This is a genomic window from Clostridium sp. (genome assembly GCF_051654825.1).
GTDB lineage: Bacteria > Bacillota > Clostridia > Clostridiales > Clostridiaceae > Clostridium.
The window spans coordinates 1-5,713 of sequence record NZ_JBOFYU010000183.1 but is presented as its reverse complement, the minus strand read 5'-3'; the positions used below and the strand labels follow the sequence as shown (position 1 = coordinate 5,713).

Genomic DNA, 5,713 nt, shown 5'->3' with positions numbered 1-5,713 from the left:
ATTTTTTATGGGGTGGAGCAACAGCAGCAAACCAATGTGAAGGTGGATATAATGAGGACGGAAGAGGACTAGCAAATGTAGATGTATGTCCAATAGGTAAGGATAGATCAGCAGTAATTACAGGTAAATTAAAAATGTATGATTTTGATAATGAACATTTTTATCCTGCAAAGATTGCAATAGATATGTATCATAACTTTAAAGAAGATATTAAGCTTTTTGCTGAAATGGGATTTAAGGTTTATAGAATGAGTATAGGATGGACTAGAATTTTTCCAATGGGAGATGAAGAAACTCCAAATGAAAAAGGCTTAGAATTTTATAAAGAAGTATTTAAAGAATGTAAAAAGTATGGAATAGAGCCATTAGTAACAATTACTCATTTTGATTGCCCTATGCATTTAATAGAAAAGTATGGTGGATGGCGTAATCGTAAAATGATAGGTTTTTACGAAAAGCTATGTAGAACTGTTTTTACAAGATATAAGGGACTTGTTAAGTATTGGATAACATTTAATGAAATAAATATGATTTTACATGCTCCATTTATGGGGGCAGGAATTTGCTTTGAAGAAGGTGAAGATGAGGAAAAGGTAAAGTATCAAGCGGCTCATAATGAACTTGTAGCAAGTGCTATTGGAACTAAAATAGCTCATGAAATTGATGAAGATAATAAGGTTGGATGTATGTTTGCAGCAGGAAGCGCGTATCCTTATAGTTGTAAGCCAGAAGATGTTTGGGAAGCAACTAAGGTAGATAGGGAAAGTTACTTCTTTGTAGATGTTCAAGCAAGAGGAAAGTATCCTAATTATGCATTAAAGGAAATGGAAGCTAAGGGTATAACTCCAATTATGGAAGAGGGAGACTTAGAATTACTAAGAAAACATACTGTAGATTTTATTTCATTTTCTTATTATAACAGTCGTTGTGTAAGGTCTGATGATAATAGTGATGTTGCAGAAGGAAACTTATTTGCATCAGCAAAAAATCCTTACCTTTCATATAGTCAATGGGGATGGCCAATAGACCCATTAGGATTAAGAATTACATTAAATCATATATATGATAGATATGAAAAGCCATTATTTATAGTTGAAAATGGCTTAGGTGCAAAGGATGTAATAAATGAAAATGGTGAAATAGAAGATGATTATAGAATAAATTATTTAAGAGAACATATTAAAGCTATGAGAGATGCTGTGAATTTAGATGGAGTTGAACTGCTTGGATATACAACTTGGGGACCAATTGATTTAGTAAGTGCAGGCTCAGGAGAAATGGAAAAGCGTTATGGATTTATATATGTAGATAGAGATAATGAAGGAAATGGAACATTAAATAGAAAAAGAAAAAAGAGTTTCCATTGGTATAAAAAAGTAATATCTTCAAATGGTGAAGAACTGTAGTAGAGTGAATAAGATAATTAAATAATTAAAAGCTAGAAAGATTAAGTTTGGGATATCCCTATGACAAGGGATACTGTAACAAAAGTCTTTCTAGCTTTTTATGTTATGGATAATAGTTCAAAGACTATCTAATATTTTGGAGAGTAATAATAATTTAATGCCCTTAGTTAATGAGTTACAAACTTTAGATGGAGTTTATAATTCTATAATAAATTAGAACTTAGTTTATGTTATTTAAGTAAATAGAATTTGAAATTTGAGAAATTTTTTCTTCAGAGTCTAAAATGTCATTAGTATACATTATAAGGATATAGGGTTTATCAGTTAGAAATAAACCTACATCATGAACATATTCTTCATTTGTTCCAACTTTATGAGCAACTAACTCATAAGGCAAGTATTTATCTAATCTATCATGAAAGTCTGTGTTAGTTAAAACTTCTATTAAGTGAGAGAAGTTAGGGTTATTTTTATTATCATAAATATATTTTAAAACTTCTAATTCTATATTTGGAGTAATGGTATTTGATTCTGCGTCAAATTCAACATCTAATAAATTATAAAGTTGATTTCTAACATTAGCATGTCCACCTAAATTTCTACCAAGCATATTAGTTGCAATATTATCAGAATAAACAATAGATAAATCTAATAAATCTTGTATTGATAGATCATAACCATCATAGTCTTGTAATACTCCAGTTCCTTCTTCATAATCTTCATATGTATAAGGAATAGTATCATTTAAATTTATTTTTCCTGTTGAAGCTAAGTGATAATAAATAACATTTAATCCAACCTTATATGTACTAGCTGCAATAAATTCCATATCTTCGTTAATAGATGCCTTTTCATTAGTATTTAAGTCATAATAAATAAAGCCTAAATTATCAGCCTCTTCACCTAAGAAAACCTTTATTTTATCTATAATATTATATTTATCACTATAAAGAATATTTAACCTATCTTCATAGGGTAATTTAGACAACTCATATATTTCTTCATTAGATAATTCTTGTTTAATTTTATTTTCAGATTGTAATATTTCATTAATGTCTGTTGAGGTAGCTATAACTTGTTGTTTATTTAAATTATTAGAATGTGAATTTGCAAATATAGTTAAAGTTATAGTTGAAAGTGCTAATAAACTAAATGTGCAAACTTTAAAAGGTGTTAATAGCTTCTTTTTCATTTTATACCTCCCAATGATGTAATTTATTTATATTAATTATAAGATTACTATGTAGAAATAGTATGAATCTATAGTTAAGGTAATGTGAATATTTCTTCATATTGAATATAAGAGATTACAGATAAAATTCAGTTTTTATTCATCTTAAATAAAGGGAATACCTTTAACATAATATCCATAGAAGGTTAGTAGTCACTAAAAAGGAAAGGAAGGATTGTAAGAGATGAATTTTATTTTTAGAGCTTTAAAAAGTTTAAAAGAAAGATTAGGAAGGACATTAATTATATTTGCTGTTATGTTAACAGTATCCTTAGTTACTTTATCAAGCTTTAGTATTAAATCAGCTACAGAAACAGCTGCAATGTTAGCAAGGCAAAAGCTAGGAGCACAAGTATCATTAACTGTAGATAGAGAAAAGCTAATGCAACAACAACAAGAACAAATGCAAAATAGTGGAGGAGAGCCAGGTAGATTTAAAATATCTATGACTCCAATTCCATTAGAATACTTAGATGAATTAAAGGATTCAAATTATGTAGTTAATTACTCTGTAACTAGTACAACAGGAGTTAACTTAGATGGGTTAACAGCAGTTGGAGCTGATGAAGAAGAGGAAACAACTACAGAAATGGATAAATTTAATCCTATGGGGGAAATGCCTGGTGGTGGAAAAGGCGGTTTTGGTAATCAAGGAGATGTTACTTTATATGGTATAAATAGCTTTGAAACTAATAATTCTGTAATTTCAGGTGATAGTACATTAGCATCAGGAAGAGAATTAACAGAAGATGATTTAAATAAAAATGTAATTATGGTAGAAGAAACCTTTGCAAGTGAAAATTCATTAGAGGTTGGAAGTAAAATTAATTTAGTAGATACATCAGATGAAACTAAAAAAACAGAAGTAGAAGTTGTAGGAATATATAAATCTACAGCAGAAGTAGATGAAATGGCTAGTAGAATGACTGCAATGTTACCATATAATCAAATTTATGCTCCTTATACACTAATAAGTTCATTTAAAGGTGATGAATATGCAAGTGCTGTAGATAGTATGGTGTTTTACTTAAATGATCCAGTAAATGTTGAAGCCTTTGTTCAAGAAGGAAGTAATACTTCAATTGATTTTGATACATTTAAATTAGATGCAAATGATCAAGCCTATGAAACTATGGTAGGACCTATAGAAAATGTAGCTTCATTTGCAAATACTACTTTAATTTTAGTAACAGTATTTGGCGGAATAATACTTGCTTTAATTATAATGTTATCAATAAAAGAAAGAAGCAGTGAAATTGGAATACTTATGTCCTTAGGTGAAAAACGAGGAAAAATAGTAGCTCAATTAATAGTAGAAGTAGTTTTAGTATTAGTTATTTCAATAGGAGTATCAGGAGCACTAGGGAATACAATAAGTGGAGTAGTAGCAGATAAGTTAATACAAAGTGAAATATCATCAACAGAAGAAAATAATATGGGAATGCCAGGAATGCCAGGTTCATCAGGAATGATGGGTGGAAGCCAAGGTGGATTTAAAGGTCAAGGTGGAATGAGTAGACCAGGTATGGGAAGTAGCAATGTAGAAGTAATTGATGAATTAGATGTAAGTATGAGTGGCAATGATTTTGGGAAAATGGCAGGATTATCATTATTAGTAGCAATTATAGCAACATTAATACCATCATTATCAATAATGAGATTAAATCCTAAAACAATATTAAGTAAGCATAATTAGGAGGGAATAAGTATGGCTGAAATTTTAAGTTTTAAAAATGTTTCATATTCTTATGATGGAGATTTATTTATTTTAGAAGGTGTAGATGTAACATTTGAAGAGGGAAATTTTTATACAGTAATAGGTCAATCAGGTTCAGGAAAAACAACATTTTTATCAATAGCAGCAGGTCTTGATAAACATAGATCAGGTGAAGTATTTTATAAGGAAAAGAGCATTAAGGGAATAGGGCTTGAAAACTATAGAAATAAATATGTTTCCATTATATTTCAAGGATATAATTTATTAAATTATATGACAGCCTTGGAAAACGTAACTTCAGCTATGTCTATAAAGGGTATAAAAACTGAGAATAATAAAGAAAAGGCATTAAGTGTATTAAAAAGAGTGGGATTAACAGAAGCACAAGCAAACCAAAAGGTACTAACATTAAGTGGGGGACAACAACAAAGAGTTGCAATTGCTAGAGCATTATGTTGTGAAAGTGATTTAATAATAGCTGATGAGCCAACAGGTAATTTAGATGAAAAAACATCAAATGACATAATAAAACTATTTAAAGATATAGTAGCTAAAGAAGGAAAAACAGTAATAATGGTAACTCATAATAAAGAAATAGCGCTAGAATCAGATGAAATATATACAGTGAAAAATAAAAAATTAATAAAAACTATTAACCCTAAAAAGGTAATTGCAATGTAAAATTTTAAATAAGCTATAGACTTAAAAATAATATGCTCTCTTTATAGTATCCAGTTTAAATAATAAAACTGATGCTGTACTGGGAGCATTTTTTTAGTATATAGCTTTATTTTATTAATTAAAAGGAGAAAATAACAGTTATCAAATAATGACTTATTACTTGTCATAGTGACTGATATTTAGTCATGATGAATTCAATTACTTTAAAAGGAGTTTTTAGAGAAACTCTTAGAAATTAAAATTGCTAGAATAGAAATGCCGGAAAATCAAATTTATATGTACCTTTGATTTATTTGAAGTTGGAAGACATAAATACACATTTGAAACAGCATGTAAAGAAGAGAAAAATATCAAATTAAAAGACGATACACATAAAATAATATTAAATACAAAAGGTATTATGAAAGATTTAGATGATGAGCTAATTGAGTTTTTAGAGTATATTGAGCATTCAGATGATAAAACTGTTGCAAAGACTAAGGGAACTTTAGTTAGAAATATTCATAAAAGGGTAATTGAAGTTAAAAATAATCCTAGTATGGAATATAGTGTAGCGAGTTAAACAGTATTTATAGTAATATAAGTACTGTTTTTATTTGAATAAATAACTAAGATTACAGAATAAATGGTAGTAATAAAAGTAGTTATTATAGTAAACACTATGGTTATTAAACAACT

At 28.6% G+C, this 5,713-nt stretch carries 5 protein-coding genes; 4 read left to right on the top strand and 1 reads right to left on the bottom strand.

All coding sequences use genetic code 11. From position 1 onward, the window contains the following. The coding region (locus ACRDBA_RS10725; RefSeq protein WP_438572908.1) for a 6-phospho-beta-glucosidase at window positions 1–1,406 on the top strand (1,406 nt) is incomplete at its 5' end. Between the two features lie 220 nt (window positions 1,407–1,626). Here the strand turns inward: ACRDBA_RS10725 and ACRDBA_RS10720 are convergent. Beyond that, window positions 1,627–2,598: a serine hydrolase gene (locus ACRDBA_RS10720; RefSeq protein WP_438572907.1), complete on the bottom strand. Its 972-nt coding sequence runs from the start codon at window positions 2,596–2,598 to the stop codon at window positions 1,627–1,629. 223 nt (window positions 2,599–2,821) lie between these two features. Here ACRDBA_RS10720 and ACRDBA_RS10715 point away from each other — a divergent pair, with 223 nt between their 5' ends. The 3 genes from ACRDBA_RS10715 to ACRDBA_RS10705 all read left to right on the top strand — a co-directional run bounded on the left by ACRDBA_RS10715 (window position 2,822) and on the right by ACRDBA_RS10705 (window position 5,597). After that, entirely contained in the window at window positions 2,822–4,333 is a 1,512-nt protein-coding gene (locus tag ACRDBA_RS10715) for an ABC transporter permease (protein WP_438572906.1), read from the top strand. Window positions 4,334–4,345: 12 nt separating this feature from the next. Continuing rightward, the gene (locus tag ACRDBA_RS10710; protein WP_438572905.1) at window positions 4,346–5,035 is read left to right on the top strand and encodes an ABC transporter ATP-binding protein; all 690 of its coding nucleotides are present in this window, start codon (window positions 4,346–4,348) and stop codon (window positions 5,033–5,035) included. Window positions 5,036–5,435: 400 nt separating this feature from the next. Beyond that, window positions 5,436–5,597 carry a hypothetical protein gene (locus tag ACRDBA_RS10705; RefSeq protein WP_438572904.1) on the top strand — a complete coding sequence of 54 codons (162 nt, stop codon included), beginning with the start codon at window positions 5,436–5,438 and terminating at the stop codon, window positions 5,595–5,597. The last annotated feature ends 116 nt before the right edge of the window (window positions 5,598–5,713 follow it).

Excerpts from the sequence above, each read along its gene's own strand:
- ACRDBA_RS10720 (WP_438572907.1), bottom strand. The coding sequence starts at position 2,598 with ATGAAAAAGAAGCTATTAACACCTTTTAAAGTTTGCACATTTAGTTTA.
- ACRDBA_RS10710 (WP_438572905.1), top strand. The coding sequence starts at position 4,346 with ATGGCTGAAATTTTAAGTTTTAAAAATGTTTCATATTCTTATGATGGA.
- ACRDBA_RS10715 (WP_438572906.1), top strand. The coding sequence starts at position 2,822 with ATGAATTTTATTTTTAGAGCTTTAAAAAGTTTAAAAGAAAGATTAGGA.
- ACRDBA_RS10705 (WP_438572904.1), top strand. The coding sequence starts at position 5,436 with ATGAAAGATTTAGATGATGAGCTAATTGAGTTTTTAGAGTATATTGAG.